The following is a 21,476-nucleotide window of genomic DNA, read 5'->3' as shown; positions in this document are numbered from 1 at the left end:
AAATGTCTGAGTTAGAATTAATATCCTGGAATGTGAATGGTATAAGAGCTATACATCGTAAAGGTTTCATAGACTGGTTAAGTGAAAATAAACCAGATATAATTTCAATACAAGAAACCAAAGCCCAAATAGACCAATTACCAAAAAAATTAATCAATATACCAGACTACACTAGCTATTTCAACAGTGCAGAACGTAAAGGATACAGTGGAGTAGCAACCTATTCACAAATTAAACCCCAAAATGTTATAAACGGAATGGGAATAGACAAATTCGATACTGAAGGTCGCCTATTAAGAATAGATTACGATGAATTCACCCTATTAAATATTTACTATCCAAATGGTGGATCTGGAGAAGAACGCTTACAATATAAATTAGATTTCTATGATGCTTTCCTAGATTATACAAATAAACTACGTGATGAAGGAAATAATCTTGTAATTTGCGGTGATTTAAACACAGCCCACAATCCAATAGATCTTGCAAGACCTAAAGCTAATGAAGAAGTTTCAGGATTCCTACCTATAGAAAGAGAATGGGTTTCTAAGTTCTTAAGTAATGGTTATGTAGACACATTTCGTGAATTCAACCAAGAACCTGATCAATATACTTGGTGGAGTTATCGTACTAAAGCACGAGACCGAAATGTAGGTTGGAGATTAGATTATTTCTTTGTAAATGAAGAATTTTTAGATAAAGTAGTTGATTCCTACATTTTATCTGATGTAATGGGATCTGATCATTGCCCAATAGGTTTAAAATTAGATTTATAAAAAAATAAGGATGAAATTTTTTTCATAAAGGGAAAATTTATATTTTCCCCTATTATTTTTACTATTTTTTTATAATATAGTGTTTAATTCTGAGATATTGTTTAAAACTTTTAAATCAATATTTTCTTCAATTATTCTTTCTTCAGATTCTAAATCAATATTTGAATTTACAAGTACGGTTTTCATTCCAGCATTTGCAGCTCCAATAATATCTACATCTAGTTTATTCCCTACCATTATACTTTTTTCTGCTTTACAATTCATTTTTGATAGAGCTTCTTCGAAAATGTGACGATTTGGTTTTTTGAATCCTACTTCTTCTGAAGTTATTACTTCATCAAAAAATCCATGGATATTTAATCTGATTAATTTTTCCCATTGTTTTATTGTGATTCCGTTACTTATTGCTCCTAATTTATAACCTTTAGTTTTTAAGTATAATAATGTTTGAGTAGTTCGAGGAAATGGTCGGAGTAATGCGAATTTCACATTATGGTAAGTAGTCATTCCTAATGCTATGAGGAATGGATCTTCTTCTCCTAAAACTGTTTTAGTTAATACATTAAAGTGTTTATCATAATTACTTCCTTTTTGTTCAATTATTTCTTTAAGTAAATCGTAAGCTTCATCTTTTTCTAATGGTAATCCATTTTCCACCATCATTTCAATTGCAGCTCTTCGAGCTGTTTCAGCGAAGCTTGAAGTATCTAATAATGTATCATCTATATCAAAAAATACTGCTTTTTCATCCAATTTATTATCTCCACATTTAGTCATTCTTATTCACACATTATAAATATTAATTCTTATTTATATTTTTTAAAGTTTATATAAATTATTATTAAAAAAAAAATTTCAATTTTAAAAGAAATCATCTAAACTTTGCTGTTTTTCATTAGTTGCTAAATTAGCTAAATCTTCCTTAGTATATCCTAAAGATTGCATTATTCTTGATACAGCAGGTAAAACTTGATTATTAATATAATAATCAGCATCATAAACTACATCTTCACTCAATTCATAAGGAACTGCTCTTTGACTTATAGATCCTTTACCTTTTTTTATCACATAACGTATAATGGTTCCTTTTCCAATTTCCATACCTTTTTCTTCCATTTTTTTTGCAGCTATTACATGAGGACCTATCTGTTTATATTCTGATAATTTTTTAGTAATTTGAGTATGAATAACTAAATCTTCTAAATTAACATTTCCTGATTTTATTTTTTTTAAATTTTTACCAATTATTTTAACTGCCTTGCTAATGTTACCTTCTTTAAGGATAGCTTCTAAAATGTTTTCTTGGGTTTGTTTTGCTATTGGAGCCCAATCTCTTCTAACTAATTCCAATCCTTTAGCTATTATTTTTCCATTTTCAATTACAGCATATCTTTTTTTGGTTAAAAAGAATCCTCTACGATAAAATCCTTCATATTCTAATTCCATAGTTGAAGGTAATGTACTATTAAAAGTGCCTAAAAATTCTTTAACTTTTTTTTGAATTTCAATTTCTTTTTCTGTTTGTGTTTTAGATTCCATATTTAAGTGGCACCTGAAAAAATATTTCTTTTCAATTTAATTATATTTAATTTGTTTTTTATCTTATAATAAATTTTTTAACTATTTAGCCTTAAATTCTAAGAATTAATATTTTTTTTAATTTTATCAAGTTTATTCCATTTTTTTTTAGTATTTAATAAGTCTTAACAATTAATGCTAATGTTTATATAATATGCAAATACATATATTATATTATAATTCTAATTATCTGTTTTTTTGATTATAATTCTTGCATTTTCAAAAAAATTATTCAATAAATTAGAATAATTAACATTAATTACTTGCTTAATTTTTATTAGTAAAATATTTTTTTTGTCTCGAAAAAATATTTGTTTATACAATAAAATAGAACCTTTAATAAAATTTTTTTTGGGAAAAATTTTTGTAAAAATTTGAAATTTGTATGTTTCGACATAATATTTATATATAATATTAAACATAATATTTTGATATTATACTTATAAAGAAGACTCTAATTTTTTTCAATTATATAAAAAATATAGAAAAATAATTTTTATTGTTTATTAAAATTATTTAATAGAAAAAACTTTTTAAAGAGTTTTATTTTAATTAACTTTTCCAAAAGAAAATTTTGGAAAAAACTATTATTATTAAAAAAAAAGAATGTATAATTAATTTATAAAATGGTGATTATAAAATGGCAATTAGTCAAGGAAAATCTACCAGAGGACCATCTGGTAAAAGAAACATTTCAATGCGTGGAAAAAGAAAATTCGAATTAGGAAGAGATCCTGCAGAAACCAGACTTGGTGAAAAGAATCTTAGAAAAATAAGAACCCACGGTGGTAATTTTAAAAACAGATTAGCTGAAGGAAACACTATAAACATTATAAACCCTGAAAGTAACACTGCTGAAAATGCTGAAATATATAATGTTATTGAAAACAAAGCTAATCCAAACTATGTTAGACGTAACATCATAACCAAAGGAGCTATTGTTGAAACTAGCGCTGGTAAAGCAAAAGTAACTAGTCGTCCTGGTCAAGATGGTGTTATTAACGGTGTGCTTATTTAAGCATACTAATTAATCTTTTTTTTATTTAACTCATTATTTTTATATATTATAAACAAACTATTTTTATTTACATAAACTATTTTAAATACTTATAATATATTACATAATGTTATTTTTTAATTTTATAAATCTAATTTTAAAATAAAAAGATAATTAATCGTTTCTTTTTATTTAATTAAATACAAATTATTAAAAACAATGGAGTATACTTTATGAAAATAGGAATGAACCATGGAGCCGGTGGAGAGGTTATGGAAAACCTTATAAAAGACACTATCCTTGGAAATGTAACTAAAAAAGCGGTTAATGATGGAATTGGATTAGATTCATTAGATGATGGAGCAACTATTCCAATTGGAAATCAACAAATTGTAATAACAACTGATGGACATACTGTAAATCCTTTATTCTTCCCTGGAGGGGATATTGGTAGAATCGCAGCTGCAGGAACCATAAATGATGTAAGTATGATGGGGGCAAAACCTCTTGCAATCACAAATTCAATGATAATTCAAGAAGGATTTCCAGAAGAATCATTAGACACAATCATGAAATCTATGGATGCTTGCTGTCAAGAAGTAGATGTTGCAATAGTTGCCGGAGATACTAAAGTAATGGAATCTGATAAATTAGATGGAATTGTTATATCAACTACAGGGTTAGGTATAGTTGATACTGATAAAGTCATAAGAGATTCAACTTTAGAAATCGGAGATAAAATCATAATAACTGGAACTGTAGGAGATCATGGTTTAAGTTTAATGAGTTTAAGAGAAGGTATTAACTTTGAATCAACACTACAAAGTGATGTTGCACCAATGTGGGGAATTGTTGAAAAAGCAACTGCTGCTGGAGAAATTCATGCAATGAAAGATCCTACACGTGGAGGATTTGCTAATGCTATAAATGAAATGGCAGATAAATCTGGAGTAGGAGTACTTCTCCAAGATGACAGTATACCTATTCGTGATGAAGTTCGTGGAGTTAGTGACATGTTAGGTATAGACCCTTATGAAGTTGCTAATGAAGGAAAAGTAGTAATGGGTGTTAAAGCAAGCGATGCAGAAGATATTTTAAAAGCTATTAAAAAAGATAAATATGGTAAAAACGCTGCAATAATAGGTGAAGTAACTGATGACAATCATGTATTAGTTGAAACACCTGTTGGTGGTGTAAGAATCATGGAAACACCAATTGCTGATCCGGTTCCAAGAGTTTGTTAAAAAAATAGTTTTTATATATCATTAATATAATAAATATTAATAGATTATAATATAGGTGGCAAAAAATTTATGGTTAAAATTGAATACTTTAAACAAAGAGCTGGTGCTTACATAGTAGACTTTTTTGTCGTATCAGCATTCATGTGGATAATATCCTATGTCCTTTATTTATTCGCAAATCATTATAACGTTTTTGCAATATACCATTATTTCATCTTTGTATTACCAATAGTTCAATTAATTTATTTCACTGTGCTTGAAAAAGTTAATCATGCAACATTAGGTAAAAGATTATTTGCTATAGAAGTTCAATCTACTAATAAAGATTTATCATATGCCCAAACATTTGTTAGAAGTATTTCTAAAATTTATTGGGTAATTATTATATTAGATATTTTAGTAGGTATCATAGTTAAAAAAGATGATAGATTTCTTGATTACATCTCAAGAACAGTTATTGTAAAAGAAGAATTTGAAGATAATTCTCAAGATGATGCTGAAGATAAAGAAGAATTAATAAACTAAATTTAGGTTAATGAAAAACACATTTTTTTCATTAAACAAACTTTTTTTAAAATAATTTTCTAAAACATATTTAAAACCCTATTTTATAAAAATATTAATCAAAAATCAACTAACACTATTTTTAAAACAGTTAAACAAAATAAGTTATTAAAAATAATTTAATCATCACGATTATACGATTTTTAACATTTTATAATCATAATCTTACTTTTATATACTTATTAATAATTTATTTTTAATCATGATACAATATTCACTCTTAAATTTAGAAATCTTAATTAATTCATTAATGAAATTTTATTAGTAAGTTAATTTTTTTTTAAATAGATAATTAAATATATATTTATTAATAGTTTCAAAATCACTTAATTTTTCAGAGGTAATTTTAATCTTTATAAACTTTAAACTTATCTATTGAGTTTATAGTTACAAAAACTATTTTAATTTAAAATTAAGTATGTTTATACTTTTATTAAGCTTTTAAAATTGAAAAGCATTGATTTTATTAATTTTTTATCGTAGTTACTTTTATATATTTTCACTATATAAAAATATGTATAATAATTGTGGAAAAAATATTTCACCCAAAAAAAAAATACACCTTTTATTTTTCACATAAAAAAAATTATTATTAATATAAAATAATTAATTATTTTCGTGAATATTTTTTTTTAAGAAATAAAAGGATTTAAAAAAATTAAATTTTTAGAAATATTTTTAAAAAGCTTATTTTTTTTAGGTGATCAAATTTATAAAATAATTTTTTCATAATTACTAGAAAATTATAATTTAATAAATTGAGGTGGAAAAATTTTGATAAAAAACAAAGCATTTATTCTTGTATTATCATTAATACTTTTTATAAGTATTAGTGGGGTTTGTGCAAGTAATGCTAGTGATGTATCAAACAATCCAAATTTATGTAGTAATATTAACCAAATCTCAGATTTAACTAATAGTACTTCTCAAGTTTCAAATAATATTGAAGCTTCTCAGGATGTTGCTTCCAACTCATCCACTAATGGGAATATTGCAAATAATGCAAATACTACAACTAGTGATAATAATTTGGATAGTTCTAATAGTAATGTGGTTTTACAATCTTCACAAAGTATGTTAAGTCAAACAAATAATAATAATATTCTTGGGGATACTTATCTATCAACCACTACATTGAATTGTTCAGGAAATACTGTATATAAAGGAGATAACTTTATAGTCTCTCTATTTGATGGAAATAACAATGGAATATCCAATCAAATAATTGCTTTAGATTTCAAATTTGGTTCTAATAATAAAACTTACTTCTTAACTACAAATAGTAATGGAGATGTGAGTATACCAATTAACTTAGCACCTAATACTTATACAGTTACTTATTCTTATGCTGGATCAACTAATTATCCTGCAAGCAGTAATTCTGTAGATTTAACTGTTATAGATGGGGTTTATACTATTATTAATCTTTTAAATAATACAATTCCTAAAGGAAACAGTTTAACAGTTTCATTAACAGATATTAATGGAAACCCTTTAAGTAACCGACAAGTTAATGTAGTATTTGGAAAAGGAACACAATATACTAATCCTTATACAATAACTACAAATTCAGAAGGTAAAGCAAATATTCAAGTAAATCTTGCACTAGGATCATATGATGTTTATTATACATATAATGGAGACAATACCTATCGTAATGTTTCAGGATTCTCTCCTATTTCTGTAGTTACTCCAACAGTTTCTAAAACAAATACTGTAGTCAATGGTAAAAATTTAACTGTTTACACTAATTATGAAAACATATTATACAATATCACACTTCTTGATGCATCAGGTAATCTTTTAGATGATAAAAATATTTTTGTATCTATTAATGGTTTATCTTTTGAAATTGTAAGTAATGAAAAAGGTGTTGCAAGTTTATATTTGCCTAATGGTTATTCTGCAGGTACATATTCAATTACCTATAATTTTAAAGGTGATTCAACTTACAATTCATGTCAAGGAACTAGTTCTTTTATAGTTAACAATTATAATACAAATAAAACTGATACAGTTTTAACTGCTGATAATGTAAGTATGATCCAAGATGATGGTACTAATGTAAGTGTTATTTTAACAGATATTAATGGTAAAGTACTTATCGGTCAACATATTTGTATGACATTTTCTCTAGGTAATAATAGTAAAGATTATTATGTAAGTACAGATAATACAGGTAAAGCAACTTTTTCAGTAGGTCTTGCTAAAGGTGAATATAGTGTAAAATATTCATTTGCAGGTAATAATAATTATAATCCAAGTAGTGTTGTTGTTGATTTAACAATATCTGCTCCTAAAACTCCTACTTTAATCCAATCTTCTAATCTTACTATGTATCAAGGTTCAGGTCAATCTTACACTTTAACATTAATTGATATTTATGGAAATACAATAGCAAATAAAGAAATGTTAATAGTATTCACTAAAGCATCTGGACAGAAATTTAACTATACTTACACTACAGATGAAAATGGTATAATAAACATACCAATTGGATTAGCAGTAGGAACTTACACTATTCAAGGATTCTATTCTGGAGATTCTGTTTACAGTGCTTGTAATGGGGATATTCAAAATATAATTGTTAATCCGCAACCTGTTAGCTCTGATATAACTATTAATCAAATAATTTCTGGAGCTATTTCTATACGGGATTATGTTTTAGCTAATTCTCTCTTACCTGATAGTATAACTCTTAATGATAAAACTTATACTATAGGTGATTTTGCATATTATGTTGCTCAAGCAATTGTTAATATTAATTCTGGAAATACTAATAGCGTAACTCTTAAGGATGTTACTACTGCACCTAATCCTAATGGAGATTATATTAATGGTAAATATGATATGGATAAACTTGTAAATGTTGCTATTAAAGTTGTTACTTTTGTTAATAATCATGGTTATGATCCTAATTATGTAGGTACTTCTTTAGGTCAAATGTCATTTGATGATTATACTTATGCTATGGTAAAAGCTTTAATATTCTATTCAGAGAATGGTCGTTTCCCTAATTTTGTTTCTGTTGTTTCTTCTTCTGTAAATGGTGGTACTTCTAGTGATTTACCAACTAACCAGTTTGTATCTGGTTTAAATGAGCGAAATAATGGTGCAGATGCAAGTGCTTATTATGCTAATAGTACTAGTTGGAAATGTAACTCTCAAAGCAGCACTATTATATCTTTAGCTAATAGTTTAACTTCAGGTTTAACTACTCAAGCTGATAAAGCTACTGCCATATTTAATTATGTTAGAGATGACATTAGTTACAGTTACTATAGTAATAGTGTTAGAGGTGCTTCTGGTACTTTATCTGCAGGTAAAGGAAACTGTGTAGATCAAGCTAGTCTTGTTATTGCTCTCTGTAGAGCTGCAGGTTTAGCTGCTAGATACTGTCATGGTCAAGGATGTACATTTAGTAGTGGTTTAGTTACTGGACATGTTTGGGCACAAATTCTTATTGGGGACACATGGTATTCAGCTGATGCTACTAGTGTTAGAAATAGTTTAGGTCATGTAGTGAATTGGAATGTGTATTCATTTTCAGATTTACATAAATATGTTGTAGTGCCATTTTAGATTTAGTATGTTTTAATTAAAAATTTATTATTTGAGTTTATTTTTTTTTTTTTTAAACTCATTATCTTATTTTTATTATTTTTTTCATAAAACTTTAAATAAATTAAAAGTGTATAATTATTTAGGTAATTATAAAATTTGATTAATTTTTTTTAAAAGTAATATTTTTTTTAAAGGTTTTTGTTTATGGTTAAAAAGTATAAGAAAGTAGCTGTTGGTGGAACTTTTGATAAGTTTCATTATGGACATAGGGAATTAATTGGAAAAGCTTTTGAGATTGGTGAAGAAGTAGAGATTGGTGTTACTTCAAATGCTTTTGGAGGTTTAAAAGGAGATATTGATTCTTGTGATGTTCGTATGGGTAATTTAAATAATTTTCTTAAGGGATCTCATGCTAATTTTCATATTAGTCGTTTAGATGATCCTTTTGGACCATCTATTGATGATCCAGATTATGATGCTATAGTTGTTAGTCTCGAAACAGAACCTAATGCTCATAAAATTAATGAGATTAGAGAAAATAAAGGTATGAATCCTTTAGATATTATTGTTATTAATTTTGTTTTAGCAGTTGATGATGTGCCTATTTCCAGTACCCGGATTCGTGCTGGTGAAATTGATAAAAAGGGACGTCTTTTGAAATAATTATTTGATTATTTCAATTTTTTTTTAAAAAAATACGATATGTTTATATATTCATTTCGTTAAATAATTAAATATAAACTCTTATATTATAGAATGTTTATAAATATTCAATAGTTAAAAAAAATATTATTCAAAATATAATACATTAAAAGAGCGAAGAGAATAAAAATGGTTATGGACACATTTTTTAACTATTCCAAAAGATAAAAAATAAATTTTCGGGGTTTTCAAATGGTAGTTATTGAAAGAAATGGTAATGAAAAAAGAAAATTAATGCATAAAAATGATAAATGTGTAGGTTGTGGAATATGTGTACAATTATGCCCAACACAATCATTAGAATTAGGTCCAATAGCAGACATCTCAAGAGGCAAAACCAACCAAGATAAAATAAAAATAGAAAAAGATAGTTGTGTGCTCTGTGGATTATGTGCATCAGTATGTGCATTTGATGCATTAAACTTAGAAATAGACGGAAAAAACATACAAGACTTACCTAATTATCCAAAATGGACACACTTCTCAGAAATTGATGAAGAGAACTGTATCTACTGTGGAAAATGTAGTTATAGTTGCCCACAAGATGCAGTCTTTTTCCAAAGAAACTTACCAAAACCAACAGATTTAATTCATGGAAACATATCAATAAATGAAGATGATTGTTTATACTGTAAAATTTGTGAAGAATTATGTCCTGTAAGTGCAATAACAATAAAAGCAATTCCAGAATCTTCAACTAGAACAGATTTAGCAGTACCAAATAATATAGAAGTGGATTTAGATAAATGTGTACAATGTGGGGTATGTAAACGAGCATGTCCACAAAATGCAATAAAACAAGTCTGTGACACATGTATGTATGCTGATGAATTACCAGAACCAGAAATAACTGGAAAAACATTCATTGATAATAATTGTGTTTACTGTGGATATTGTAAAGAATTATGTCCAGAAGACACAATAAAAGTAGTTAAACCATTCGATGGAGAAATGCTAATTCCAGAAGCAGAAGAATGTAAAGATTGTCAAGATTGTATAGAAGTATGTCCATGTAATGCTTTAGAAATTAAAGATGGATTTTTATCACTTAACGAAGAAAGATGTATTCTCTGTGGTGCATGTATAAATGCATGTCCTTTAGATGCCCTACAATTACGTAGATCAAGTATGAAACTTGAAAACATAACAAATGCATCATGGCAAAAAATCATAGGAAAACTCTTAGAATAAAAATAAATATTAAATAATTTTTTTTTAGAGATTTCATAAATGAATAATTAATTTTCATTTTATTCTAAAAAAAATATTATTATCTCTTTTAATAAAATAAATTGCTTTTTTTAACCATTTTTCACTATTTTTTAATTATAACCTAATATTAAACCTTTATCTGTCCATTATTAAACATTAATTTTATATATTAAAATAATTATATTAATTTATAATTAAAATTATAGGATATTTAATATAATCATTTTATTACAATTATACTAAACTAACCCTATTTAGTATAATAAATAAAAACACATACACAAATTTTAAAATAATTAAACTTTTAATTTTATAAAAAAAATTTTAGGGGAAAACTTTAATAATTATTAAATAATGTTTTATGGTGGTAAAAGAAGAATGGATGAAATGAATCAAATATTTAAAGGAATTTTACTCGCCGCTATAGGTTTAATTGTTATATATGAATCAGTAATTTACAGTTTATTAGATATTATTTTACTATTAGGATTATTAATGTTATTTATTGGAATAATAATGTTAATATCAATTTTTCTACCAAAAGGTTCTAATCAGAATGGATTAATAACAAAAACTAAACACTCTTTAAGTAATAAAAAAAACAATTTAACTTCAGAGACAAGATCCATAGCATCCTTAGATGACTCTTATAATAATGAATCAATATTCACAACTATAAACAAACAATTTGCTGAAAGATTCACCAATCCAGAATATAATTCAAAAGCAGTATTACGCTCAAACCCTCAAGTTTGGGACGAACCCTCATATAATTATGAAGAACTAGAAGAAGATTCAAATTCTAGAAATATTTCTCTATCCCCATCTAAACAAAATAAGTCTAGAAAAAATAATCTTAATAAAATTGGTATGATACCAAAAGGATATAAAAAACATCCTCCAGTACGACAATTTAACTTCACTCCTAATTATGAAAAACCAATGAAAGTCACACGTAAACCAAAAAGAAGAGAAGTTCCATTAGATTATGAAAATGTTGAAGCTCCAGTTTACCAAGAACCTATTCCTGAATCAATAACTCCAGTCTATGCCGAAGAATATGGAACTGTTTATGATGAAGAAGAAACTATAAGTAAACCATCAATTGTTTCTAATGTGAATAATCATAAAATAAATGATGATACTTATAATCTTATACCAAAAAATACAAAATCTACAGAATTATCAGATTTCATTACAGAAAAAACTCATAATGTACAAAACGTGCAGAAAACAAATCCTTCTAAAGTTAAAAAAGGATCTAGGCTACGAAAAAGTTATGTAATATGTAATCAAGGTATAATGACTTCAGAAAATGCTTTTGAATTAATAGGTAAACATGCAAAATCTGAAATATTTTTAGAAGTACCTTCACTTAAAGAGTTAAGCAGTGGTTTTTTAGCTAATATTTGTAAGTTAAATACAAAATTAATTATTCAAGAATTTAATCTTAAAGACACTTCATACATATTATTAATATCAGCATTAATTGAAGATGGGGTGAAAGTAAAACTTTTACCAATAGTAAACACCTTTAACTTAATAAGTGATGATTCTTATGCATTAATAATTTCTAATGGAGAAGATCAAATAGATTTTGATTATGGTGCAGTTTATACTGACATACAATCTATTAATTTAGTTAAAGATAACTTTAATAAATCATGGGATTTAGCCCATAATTTAGACAATAAGTAAAAAAAATTTATATTAGGTGATAAAAAATGGAAATAACATGGTTAGGTCATTCAACCTTTTTAGTAGAATCTAATGAAGGTGTTAAAATCTTAATTGATCCATTCATAAGTAATAATCCAGCATGCCCACTTCCAGTTGAAGAAATAGAAGCAGACATTATTTGTGTTACTCATGGACACAGTGATCATTTTGGTGATGCAATGGAATTATCCCACAATTTAAACTGTCCAATAATATGTATACATGAAATTGGATTATTCTTAGCAAAACAAGGAATAAATAAAGTAAGTATGAATAAAGGAGGTTCACTTGTTCTTGAAGGCATAAAATTCACAATGTTAGATGCTAAACATTCAGGAGCATTAGATATTGTAGAAGAACCAGTTGCTGGTGGAGAACCTGCAAGTTTCTTAATAACAATGGAAAATGGTGAAAAATTATTCCATGCTGGAGATACAGCACTATTTGGAGATATGAAAACTATAATTGGTGAAATTTATAAACCTGATGTTGCAATTTTACCTATAGGAGATAAATTTACAATGGGACCTTTCGAAGCAGCATTAGCTGCTATGTGGATTAATCCAAAATATGTTTTACCAATGCATTACAATACTTTCCCTGCTATAGAACAAGATCCTGCAGTGTTTAGTAATTTTGTAACACAATTAAATCCAAAAATAGAAACAATAGTTATTAATCCTTTAGAAACATTTGTCCCGGAATTAAAGGATGAATAATACTATTTTTTTTCAAATCTCTTTTTTATTTTTTCATTAAACGATATTGTATTTCTCTTGGATCAATAATATCACATTTACCACTAGGTAAAACTCTTACAACATCATCTATGCCTAAAATATTTTCTTTATCAATTTTACTTAAGATTTTTTTAGCTATTGCTTCTTTTTTAATGTGTCCGGGTTTTAATGCTACAAAATTATCACAATATTTATTCACAGCTTCAATAGGTCCAGCCATTATACGTTTGCCCTCATAATCCACAATTCCCACTGCTAATTCAAGATTTGCATTTCTAATATAATTTCTATGTCCACGTATTATGAAAGAACCTTTAGGTACATATTCTCCAGATTCTGGTGTTTTACTTACTTGGCTTGGTGATACATAGTATACATCTTGGTTACTATAACCTTCAGACCATGCACTAGAATAAGAAGCTGCAAAAATTCCGGCTTCTTTTATAGCTTGATTTGTTAATTCTTCACCTTTTAAGCGTATACTAATTGAAGGTGCACCATGAATATCACAATGTAGGTAAATATCATTATTATCTAAATATTTTTTAACTACAGTTTCATTAGTATTAGCATCACGACCTCCAACTACAAGGAAACCATCGCTTGATAAGAACCATCTTAACTTTTCAAACCATTTTAATTCTTTTTTAACACGTTTTTGGGTAACATTCACTTTTTCCATAGCAACAGTTTTGCGTTCACGTATATCCTTTAATTGTTTGCGTGTATTTTCTATTGCAATATTTGCCCCATTAATTTTATGTTTTGCTTTTTTACTCTTTTCATAATAAATTTCAGCATTATCATTTAAACTTTTTTTACAATCTATGTTAATATGAGTATCTTCTAAAATTAAGGTCATAGTTCCTAATTTATCCATAGATTCAAAAATGTTTGAATCTTTTAATCCACTTTTTTTAGCTTTTTTTAAAGTATTGTTAATTTGTTTCCAAGAATATTCTTTGTCTCGTGCATTAAGAATTACTTTTTGTAAAGATTCAATTTCAGTATAATGGGAATAAATTAATTCTCCTTTATGTTGGCATGTTTCTATAGTTTCATGGAAACCTTCTAATGTTTCTTCCTGTAATTTTAATCTTTTTTCAAATTTCCCTACTTTTTTATTCCATGCACGTTCTTGAACACTTGTAATCTCTTTATTAACTTTGCTACTGTAAAATTCGTCTGCAGCTTCATTAAAGGTTTTAAATTCAGTTTTTTCCATATTTTGATATTTGCCTAAATTTAATGGTACTAAGTACTCTTTTTTCTTATCTGATTTTTCCTCTTTATCAATTTGAGGCTTAAAAGCGTCTTCTTTTAAAGGTTTAAAAGTATTAGTTAATGCATTATATAATTCTTCAACATCATCATTATTTAAATTAGAACATTCTGTGTTTTTATCAATATTTGTGTGGGATATAATTTCTTCTGCATATAAACTACCTAAACCGTTACGTGCAAGGGTACGGACAATATCACTGTCACTGTATCTTATTAAATCGTTGAATTCTAATAAATTAATTGTTATGGGGTTCATACCATGTTTGGCGGGAAATTCATAATTTTTTTTACTTGAAATATCTCGATTACCTACATGTTTACGTTTTAATGGTAAAATAATATTATTTTCTTCATCTAACAAGATTATATTACCTTTATCAAATAATTCTACGATTAATGTGTAAACTTGTTCTTTTTGCATTTTAATTTCAACAACACGATCAAATTCGTGTTGTTTTATACTAATAACATTTGCACCTTTAACTCGTTTTCTTAGTAACATTGGAAAACTAGGAGGAGTTAATGGGTTTTCTAATGGGTATTGGCTAATATGTAAACGAACTCCGGCTTGCATTACAAGGTCTACACGACCATATCCGGCTTTATGAAACCTCATTACAACAGTATCATCAGTTGGTTGAAAAGATTTATCAACTCTTGCACCTGTTAATAATTTGTTTAATTCATAACTTATTGTATACACATCAACATTTGACATAGTTTTCATATTAAAACATCATTCCTTTAAAATAAATTAACTATTATTATTTATGATTTTTTAAATATTTTAAGATTTACCTTAAACCTATTAATACATATTTTAAAAAAATTTATCTATACTAAAAATCAAAATACCTTTTAATTATTCTTATACTTATCATGTAATATTTATTAATTATAATATGTAAAATTAACAAGTAATGTTTTACACTGAATTTAAGTAATTTAAAATAAACCCATATACATCATTATATTAAAAAAACTTATTAAGTAAAAATTTTTTTAAATTCTTTATAAACTTAAATACTAGGTAAAAGTAAATATAATAATAATAAAAAATTATAGATTATATATAATTTCTAATTCTTAAAAAAATTTATATTAAATATTTACAATAATCGGAATGATAAAATGGATAACACAGTTAAAGTAACATCAATACATCTCATATTTGCAATAGTGGCAGCATTATTATCCTCTGCACTTACAATAGGATGGTTTGGATTCACAAATCCAGTCATAGCAGCTTTAGTAGGAATAGTTCTACTATATATTACAGGACAATTATGTAATAAAATTTTTGCTGATGATGAAGAATTAAAAGGTTTCACTAAATGGTTATGGGATGGTATAGTACCATTCATTTTCTGTTGGTTCCTTGTATGGACTTTATTATTTAATTATTTAGGTTTACCACATTAAATTAATTATTTAAAATTTTAAACCCTATAAATTTCATCATTTACTCTTTTTTTCACTTTATTTTTAAAATATTCTAATTTTTATATAATACCTTTTTTTATACTATTTCCCCTATTTTTTGGGAGAATTATATATACTGTAGATAACATATATAATAAATAGAAGATTAAAAGAAAAAGATTATTAAAATTTCAAGTTTTGATTATTTTATTGTTTTTTTAGCTGAAAATTTTGATTATTATTTTATCTATAAAAATTTTTTTTAGATTTTTTCTTTTTTTAGCTTAGGCTTTAAAATGATTAGTTTGTTGGTTTTTTAACTAACAAATTATATTTGGATAATCTTTTCTTTTTAAGTATTTAATTAAAAATTTATAATATGAGGTGTTTTTAATATGGAACGTTGTCCTATTGAATCTAAAGATTTATGTGCTGTTGGTTATGATGAAAACAGTAAGGTTCTTGAAGTAGAATTAAAGGATGGGGATGTTTATCACTTTGCTCGTGTTCCGGTTAAGGTTCATACTAAATTGATGAATGTTGATGATAAAGAAACATATTTTGATCGTTATGTTAAGAATAATTATCCTCACCGGAAAATTTAATTTTTAATTTATAAACTTTTTTTCCTAATTTTTTTAAGATTTTTTTTACTTTAATTTTTAATACAAAAGATTTATATGTATGTAAGTACTTACTTACATTATAGTTATTTTTTAAAAATTATGAAAAAATTTAATAAGTGGTGAAATAACAAAATGAAAAAATGGCTAAAAATTATAATCATAATACTCGTAATACTACTATGTGTAGGCGTAATTTATGGAGCAATATCTGTTAATAACAAAGATGCCGAATGTGACTCATTTTCAATACAAATGCCTCATGACTATAGTGTAATATCAACATCAGATAGGGCAATTTCTATAGAAAATAACCAATTCACAAGCAGTATATTCAAAATTAATAAATTAAATGATAATAATACAACATATATTAAAACAGCATCTAATGGTGAATTTGTTAACGGTTCCAAAGTTCTAAGTACAAATACTCTTGACATGGCAAGTGATAACTTTACCAATTTCACAATACAAAGAACAGAAATTACAAATAAAGACGAATACCAATTATATGCAGAATTTGTAAAAGATGATGTAAAGTATAGTATTACAAGAACATATACAAATGAAAACTCATTTAATCAAAGTGCAGATAGTGATCTTGGGACAATATTAAACCTTGCAGTATCAATAGATAAAAAATAAACCAAATTATATATTTTTTTTATTCTTTTTTTTAAAACCTTCAAAAACATTAAACTATTTTTAAAAAATATTTTAAATCTAAAAACAAAACATATAAATAATTAAATTATTAAAATCAGGATTTAAAAATTTATGTCAAACATAAAAATACATGTATTTCACTGTGGAAAAGTATGTGTAGCACCAGATATACCATTCGGTGGAGAAAAAACTAACATCATAAAAGCTTCAGGATTATTAACACCTAAAAGTAAACGATTATGGCTACCAGTATCAGCATATCTCATAGAATACGAAAACTATAAAATACTTGTTGACACTGGATGGAGTCGTGAAGTAAGCCCCCAAGGTCTTTATGATAAAAAAGCTCAAATAAATCACATGTCCAGAATATTATACAAAATAAACCAAGCAATAATACCTAAAGGACAAACAATTGACGAACAATTAAAAAATATAGGAATAAAAGCACAAGACATTGATTATGTATTATTAACACACCTTGGCTGTGATCATGTAAGTGGTATTAAAACCCTTAAAAATGCAAAACACATATTAGTATCAAAAGATGAACTTAAATTCGCTCAAAAAAATAGATTAAGATATACAAAAACTATGTGGGAAGGAATCAATTTAGAACAATTCAATTTTAAAGATACAAATGATGGACCATTCCATAAATCTTACGACCTATTAGGAAATGAGGTTATAAAACTCATAAAAATACCAGGTCACTCAGATGGACTATTTGCCGTAAAAATTACATATAACAATAAGTTTGTATTATTATATTTAGACGGTGGATATGCGAGTAAATCATGGAAAGAAATGATATTGCCTGGAATATCTAGTGATAAAGAAAAACAATATAAATCACTCCAATGGATAAGAGATATGAGTTTAAATGAAAATTGCATAGAATCTTTAGCAAATCATGACTCTGATATAAAACATCATATAATAACATTTTAATAAAAAAAAATTTTATTTAACAATTTTTTTAAATAAGCTATTTAAACCAGAAAAAATATAATTATTATAATAATAATACTAATTTTTTTATAAAAATCTTTTTTTTACAATTTAATAAAAAGGGGAATTTTAATATTTATGTTTGAGATTAAAGCTAAAGATAATAGAGGACGTGTTGGAGTATTAAAAACTCAACATGGAAAAGTCATGACACCAGCATTAATGCCTGTGATTCATCCAAGAAAACAAACCATTGATGTAAAGAAATATGGTGCAGATATAGTAATTACAAATGCTTATTTAATCTATAAAGATCCTAAACTTAAACAAAAAGCATTAGATGAAGGATTACATAAGTTAATTGACTTCCAAGGACCTGTAATGACAGATTCAGGTAGTTTCCAATTAAGTGTTTATGGTGATGTTGATATTGGTAATACTGAAGTAATAGACTTCCAAGAACAAATAGGTTCAGATATAGGTACAAGCTTAGATATACCTACAGCACCATATGTAGATAAAGAAGAAGCACGAAAAGATATGGAAATAACAATAAAACGTGCTCAAGAAGCTATAGAATATAGAAATAATAAAAACTATAATCTAAAATTAAATAGTGTAGTTCAAGGATCAACATTTCCAGATTTACGTAGTGAATGTGCAGATAGACTAACAAGTTTAAATGCAGATTTATATCCAATAGGAGCAGTAGTACCATTAATGGAAGGTTATGATTATAAAAACCTTGTAGATGTAGTAATGGCAAGTGTAAAAAACCTACCTGATAACAAACCTAGACATTTAATGGGTGCAGGTCATCCAATGGTATTTGCATTATGTGTAGCAATGGGTTGTGACCTATTCGATTCAGCAGCTTACATATTATATGCTGAAGATGATAGATTACTAACCACTACAGGTACAATAAAATTAGAAAACTTACATGAAATGCCATGCAGCTGTGAAGTATGTAGTAAATACACACCAGATGAATTAAGAAAATTACCTAAAAAAGAAAGAGTAGAATTAATCGCAGCACATAATTTACATGTTAGTTTTGCTGAGTTAAGACGTATACGTCAAGCAATCTATGAAGGTACATTAATGGAACTTGTTGAACTACGTTGCAGAGCACATCCTGCACTACTTGATGCCGTACGAGAACTTGGAAATTATAGTGAAGATTTAGAAAAATATGATCCAAGTGTTAAAAAATCAGCATTCTTCTATACTGGGCCAGAATCACTAAAACGTGCAACTGTAACTAGACACTTAGAAAAATTACGAAATCAACCTAAAAAGAAAGATTTAATAATTTTAGGTGGAGGGCGAAAACCATACAGTAAATATTACCAAGGAAGACTTGGAAGATTCCACACATTAACTGGAAGCCAAGAACAAGTAAATCCAGAAGAAGCAGATTTCATGGTACTAGATATTCCATTTGGTTTAACTCCACTTGATTTAGATGAAACATATCCATTAGCTCAAAATGTTGCACCTAAAATTTTAGATGATGATAGTATTGAATTCTTAATAAACACATTAGCAGAGTTTAGTGAATATTACAATCAAGTATTAATTCATGCAAGACCCGTAAGAGAATATGGTTTGGACCTACCAGAATATGAACACTCTCATGATATCAGATTTAAAAAAGATGATACAAGAAAAATTAAAGCAATAGCAAATTACCAATTCCAATCAGACATAGGGGAACAATTGTTTGATGGTGATTTAAACATTGAAAAAAGTAAAAAAACTGGTAAAATTAGACACATTTATGATGGTGAAGAATTAATTGCTAATATGAGAGCATCTGATGCTAATTTTGTCTTATCTGATGAAGGAGCAAAAAGATTACATAAAAATATAAACTACCCAAATAATAGAGTAGTTGTAGATTCAAGTGTTGAAGAATTCGCACGTGATGGGAAAAGTGTTTTCTCTAAATTTGTAGTAGATATAGATTCTAATATACGTGCGCAAGATGAAGTTTTAATCACCAACTCAAATGATGATTTACTAGCTTATGGTAAAGTATTATTAAACCCTAAAGAAATAAATGATTTTAATACAGGTCAAGCAGTAAAAGTACGTAAAGGATTTAAATTATAAATAGTAAAAAACAATATTATATAATATAATAATTAATTGGATGATAATATATGATGTCTGGAATGAACCCAAAACAAATGAAGAAAATGGAAAGACAAATGAAGAAAATGGGAATGAAAATGGATACTCTTGAAGGAGCAAGAGAAGTAATTATACGATTTGATGAAAAAGAATTAATAATTACTGATCCGGATATAACTTTAATGAATGCTATGGGACAAGAAACCTATCAAATTATAGGGGAAGCAAAAGAAGTACCAATTGATGTTCAATTAGAAATCCCAGATGAAGATATAGAAATGGTTGCAAATACTGCAGGGGTAACTGAATCAGATGCAAAACAAGCATTAGAAGATGCAAATGGTGATATAGCAGATGCAATCCTTAAATTACAAGGATAAATAAAATTTAATTATAAAAAAATTTAGAGGGGATAAAGGTGACATTAATAGCACACATATCAGATTTACATGTAAGTAAAGCAAATTTCAATGAAAAATCTTTCTTACAAATCATGGAAGAAATTAACAATTTAAATCCTGATATGATTATATTAACTGGAGATTTAACTGATGAAGGATACTATCAAGATTTTAAACAAGTATCCAAATATTTAGACATGTTTAATGCACCTTTATTTGCCGTACCGGGAAATCATGATTCACGAAACATTGGATATGAAACATTTGAAGAATTAATTGGTGAACGAAGTTGGAAACTTACCAAAGAAGATGAAATGGTAATAATTGGTTTAGACAGCAGTGCACCAGATGTGAATTATGGGCATATAGGACGAGAACAACAATTTTGGTTAGAAGCACAATTGGAACAAGCTAAAGAAGAAGGATTATTAACTATTGTAGCCCTACACCACCATGTAATACCAATACCACAAACAGGTAGAGAAAGAAATGTTTTAACTGACGCAGGAGACATACTTAAAACATTAATAGACCATGATGTAGATATTGTAATGTGTGGACATAAGCATGTACCTAACCTTTGGAAAATGCATGACACATTATTTGTAAATGCAGGATCTGTGTCAAGTGTTAAATTACGTGGAAAAGATGTGAATAGTTATAATACTTATAATATAACTGATGATTATATTGAAATATTCTTAAATCGTATAGATGGTACTAAAATACCATTTGGCAAATTTAATAGAAAATTGTGAATAATTTATACTTTTTAATATTTTTAAATTTACTCTTTATTTTAATAAAAAACTTCAATAATCTATTTTTCCATTTTTAAATTTTTAAACTAGTTTTCGCCATGAACAAAATATAAATACATGTTAAAGTAATATA

Annotated in this window: 19 protein-coding genes; 16 read left to right on the top strand and 3 right to left on the bottom strand. The window is 26.7% G+C overall.

The features are described from left to right. The first annotated feature begins 2 nt into the window (after nt 1–2). Nucleotides 3–776, top strand: coding sequence for an exodeoxyribonuclease III (locus tag ACA135_RS05605; RefSeq protein WP_409197783.1), 774 nt, complete (start codon nt 3–5; stop codon nt 774–776). 69 nt (nt 777–845) lie between these two features. Here ACA135_RS05605 and ACA135_RS05600 read toward each other — a convergent pair whose 3' ends face one another. Next, a complete protein-coding gene (locus ACA135_RS05600; RefSeq protein WP_409197782.1) occupies nt 846–1,553 on the bottom strand; it encodes a TIGR02253 family HAD-type hydrolase in 708 nt (235 codons plus the stop codon). Nucleotides 1,554–1,637: 84 nt separating this feature from the next. Next, nucleotides 1,638–2,315 carry a DNA polymerase domain-containing protein gene (locus tag ACA135_RS05595; protein WP_409197781.1) on the bottom strand — a complete coding sequence of 226 codons (678 nt, stop codon included), beginning with the start codon at nt 2,313–2,315 and terminating at the stop codon, nt 1,638–1,640. A gap of 679 nt (nt 2,316–2,994) precedes the next feature. Between ACA135_RS05595 and ACA135_RS05590 the strand changes: the two genes are divergently transcribed. The 8 genes from ACA135_RS05590 (at nt 2,995) to ACA135_RS05555 (ending at nt 13,075) form a co-directional block, all read left to right on the top strand. Beyond that, complete coding sequence (locus ACA135_RS05590) at nt 2,995–3,372, top strand: 30S ribosomal protein S8e (protein WP_409197780.1); 378 nt, start codon at nt 2,995–2,997, stop codon at nt 3,370–3,372. A gap of 212 nt (nt 3,373–3,584) precedes the next feature. After that, nucleotides 3,585–4,595 (top strand): hydrogenase expression/formation protein HypE, encoded by a 1,011-nt coding sequence (hypE, locus tag ACA135_RS05585; RefSeq protein ID WP_409197779.1) that lies wholly within the window; start codon nt 3,585–3,587, stop codon nt 4,593–4,595. Between the two features lie 69 nt (nt 4,596–4,664). Beyond that, a complete protein-coding gene (locus tag ACA135_RS05580) occupies nt 4,665–5,120 on the top strand; it encodes an RDD family protein (protein ID WP_409197778.1) in 456 nt (151 codons plus the stop codon). Between the two features lie 813 nt (nt 5,121–5,933). Continuing rightward, nucleotides 5,934–8,741: a transglutaminase domain-containing protein gene (locus tag ACA135_RS05575; RefSeq protein WP_409197777.1), complete on the top strand. Its 2,808-nt coding sequence runs from the start codon at nt 5,934–5,936 to the stop codon at nt 8,739–8,741. A gap of 186 nt (nt 8,742–8,927) precedes the next feature. Beyond that, a complete protein-coding gene (locus ACA135_RS05570; RefSeq protein WP_409197776.1) occupies nt 8,928–9,386 on the top strand; it encodes a phosphopantetheine adenylyltransferase in 459 nt (152 codons plus the stop codon). Nucleotides 9,387–9,617: 231 nt separating this feature from the next. Continuing rightward, nucleotides 9,618–10,616, top strand: a complete 999-nt coding sequence (gene fwdF, locus ACA135_RS05565) for a tungsten-dependent formylmethanofuran dehydrogenase subunit FwdF (protein WP_409197775.1) — start codon at nt 9,618–9,620, stop codon at nt 10,614–10,616. 399 nt (nt 10,617–11,015) lie between these two features. Then, the gene (locus ACA135_RS05560; RefSeq protein WP_409197774.1) at nt 11,016–12,335 is read left to right on the top strand and encodes a hypothetical protein; all 1,320 of its coding nucleotides are present in this window, start codon (nt 11,016–11,018) and stop codon (nt 12,333–12,335) included. Nucleotides 12,336–12,361: 26 nt separating this feature from the next. After that, nucleotides 12,362–13,075, top strand: a complete 714-nt coding sequence (locus tag ACA135_RS05555; protein ID WP_409197773.1) for a metal-dependent hydrolase — start codon at nt 12,362–12,364, stop codon at nt 13,073–13,075. Between the two features lie 25 nt (nt 13,076–13,100). Here the strand turns inward: ACA135_RS05555 and rqcH are convergent, their stop codons facing one another. Further along, complete coding sequence (rqcH, locus tag ACA135_RS05550) at nt 13,101–15,107, bottom strand: ribosome rescue protein RqcH (RefSeq protein WP_409197772.1); 2,007 nt, start codon at nt 15,105–15,107, stop codon at nt 13,101–13,103. Between the two features lie 404 nt (nt 15,108–15,511). On the opposite strand from rqcH, the gene ACA135_RS05545 reads away from it, so the two are divergent. From ACA135_RS05545 to ACA135_RS05515, 7 genes are all read left to right on the top strand, one after another. After that, the gene (locus ACA135_RS05545; RefSeq protein ID WP_409197771.1) at nt 15,512–15,802 is read left to right on the top strand and encodes a hypothetical protein; all 291 of its coding nucleotides are present in this window, start codon (nt 15,512–15,514) and stop codon (nt 15,800–15,802) included. A gap of 395 nt (nt 15,803–16,197) precedes the next feature. After that, nucleotides 16,198–16,407 carry a KTSC domain-containing protein gene (locus ACA135_RS05540; protein ID WP_409197770.1) on the top strand — a complete coding sequence of 70 codons (210 nt, stop codon included), beginning with the start codon at nt 16,198–16,200 and terminating at the stop codon, nt 16,405–16,407. Between the two features lie 153 nt (nt 16,408–16,560). Next, nucleotides 16,561–17,070, top strand: a complete 510-nt coding sequence (locus ACA135_RS05535; protein ID WP_409197769.1) for a hypothetical protein — start codon at nt 16,561–16,563, stop codon at nt 17,068–17,070. Between the two features lie 132 nt (nt 17,071–17,202). Beyond that, nucleotides 17,203–18,042 (top strand): N-acyl homoserine lactonase family protein, encoded by an 840-nt coding sequence (locus ACA135_RS05530; RefSeq protein WP_409197768.1) that lies wholly within the window; start codon nt 17,203–17,205, stop codon nt 18,040–18,042. 138 nt (nt 18,043–18,180) lie between these two features. After that, entirely contained in the window at nt 18,181–20,160 is a 1,980-nt protein-coding gene (gene tgtA, locus ACA135_RS05525) for a tRNA guanosine(15) transglycosylase TgtA (RefSeq protein WP_409197767.1), read from the top strand. Nucleotides 20,161–20,210: 50 nt separating this feature from the next. Beyond that, nucleotides 20,211–20,561, top strand: coding sequence for a nascent polypeptide-associated complex protein (locus ACA135_RS05520; protein ID WP_409197766.1), 351 nt, complete (start codon nt 20,211–20,213; stop codon nt 20,559–20,561). A gap of 38 nt (nt 20,562–20,599) precedes the next feature. Next, complete coding sequence (locus ACA135_RS05515) at nt 20,600–21,340, top strand: metallophosphoesterase family protein (RefSeq protein ID WP_409197765.1); 741 nt, start codon at nt 20,600–20,602, stop codon at nt 21,338–21,340. Nucleotides 21,341–21,476 lie beyond the last annotated feature (136 nt).

This window comes from Methanobrevibacter acididurans, assembly GCF_046197875.1.
Classification (GTDB): Archaea; Methanobacteriota; Methanobacteria; order Methanobacteriales; family Methanobacteriaceae; genus Methanobrevibacter_A; species Methanobrevibacter_A acididurans.
The sequence above is the reverse complement of the archived record's forward strand: the minus strand, read 5'-3'. Positions and strand labels throughout refer to the sequence as shown.